This is a genomic window from Citrobacter sp. S55_ASV_140 (assembly GCF_018919505.1).
GTDB lineage: Bacteria > Pseudomonadota > Gammaproteobacteria > Enterobacterales > Enterobacteriaceae > Citrobacter > Citrobacter werkmanii.
Genome location: NZ_JAHLQZ010000370.1, coordinates 1 through 1621, shown reverse-complemented (window position 1 = coordinate 1621; position 1621 = coordinate 1). Strand labels below are relative to the sequence as shown.

Here is a 1621-nt window from a genome sequence, read left to right as displayed (position 1 = left end):
TTTTTATACAGACGGGGTAAATTTTAGCGGTACTTTAAATGACAGCATCGGCCTTACTTAATCAATGCATAAAATAGCCCCACACTAACCCACTGATTTCATTAAGTTAAAAAAGAAACAGGCGTACTGTAAAATAATGTCCATACAGTATATATAAATAGCATAATATCTAAATTATAATCTTTTTACATCCGGAAGTCAGGTGAGGTCAGAATGCGGTTATTTGTCATGTTGTTAAGCTTGGTCGTCTCCACACAGCTCTGGGCGGGTGAACTTTCCAAACCTACGGGCAAAGTCCTTTTAACCGTGTCCGGTAATATAGAAAATACAAATGAAGACGGGAAAGCCACTTTTGATACCGCTAGCCTCGAGAAACTGGGCATGGTAAGTTTTCAGACCACTTCTCCCTGGTATAATGGACGCACGACTTTTACGGGTATTCCACTACAAAAGCTCATGGATTTTGTTGGGGCGAAAGGCACGGTTGTAAAAGTTACTGCGCTCAATGACTACACCACCGTTATCCCTCTCAATGATTTCAAGAAGTACAATGTCATTCTTGCTTTAAAAATCAACGGAAAATATATGCAAATCCGTGATAAAGGTCCGTTATTCATTGTGTATCCCTATGACAGCATATCTGAACTGAATAATCAGATTTATTACTCAAGGTCAGCATGGCAGGTCAGTAGAATGGATATTGAGTAAGCGTTCAGAGGAACATCATGAACAGAATACTGGCTGGCATCATATTTTTTCTTTTTATATCTACTGGGTATATTTCCTTCCTGGTGCATGAAAGGCAGCAAGAGTTACAGAAATTAACGCATTACACCGATTCATGGTCCGCTGCGCAAATGGTATCGCAATATTACCGATTCGAATCATTGCTTGGTCTTTACACTATCGATGAAACGATGGGCCTCGATGAGGTACGCCTGCGCCTCGACATTATGCTTAGCCAGAGTGATTTGATAAAAGAAGGTGATTTAGGGCACTATATAGCGAGCAATCAGGCGCACAGTGAACTGGCGTTAAAACTTGAAAATACGCTTAACTATCTGGACGTTAACCTCGAGAAAATGAACCGTTCAGAACTCCAGGCATACCTGAAAAAAATGCATGCGCTGGATTCGCAACTTGGCCGTCTTTCATCCGGCGCGTTAAATAAGGATGTTAACTCGATCAATAACGCCAACCTTAAAATTCAAACGCTGTACTATATTTACTCGGCAACCTCTGTTCTGCTGATCATACTGAGTGCGATACTGGGTGTACTGATATTCTTTCAGAACAGAAATATTCTGCGAGCGCATCTTCAGGTAAAGAGTCTCGCTGAAGAACTTCAGAATTCTAAAGAAAAGTTGCAAATCCAGAATGCAAAACTGGAATATGACGTCTACCATGACTCGCTTACTGATATGAATAACCGCCAATTCTTCTGGGGGAATTTAAATCAAACAATCGAGATGGCAGAAAAAAACAACGATTCCGTGACTGTGATGCTGTTTGATTTAGACCGATTCAAAGAGGTAAATGATACCTATGGTCATGATGCCGGTGATATTTTATTACGCCAGATATCGGACCGTCTGATTTCAATGAGCCACACTTCAGATAC

General features: G+C 40.7%; 2 protein-coding genes. Both read left to right on the top strand.

The window, feature by feature from the left end; all coding sequences use genetic code 11:
• Nucleotides 1–213 precede the first annotated feature (213 nt).
• Nucleotides 214–708: a molybdopterin-dependent oxidoreductase gene (locus tag KQJ18_RS23860; protein WP_038640347.1), complete on the top strand. Its 495-nt coding sequence runs from the start codon at nt 214–216 to the stop codon at nt 706–708.
• A gap of 17 nt (nt 709–725) precedes the next feature.
• Nucleotides 726–1621 (top strand): GGDEF domain-containing protein (locus KQJ18_RS23855; protein ID WP_216422933.1); only part of this gene is annotated, 896 nt, incomplete at its 3' end.

Excerpts from the sequence above, each read along its gene's own strand:
- KQJ18_RS23860 (WP_038640347.1), top strand. The coding sequence starts at position 214 with ATGCGGTTATTTGTCATGTTGTTAAGCTTGGTCGTCTCCACACAGCTC.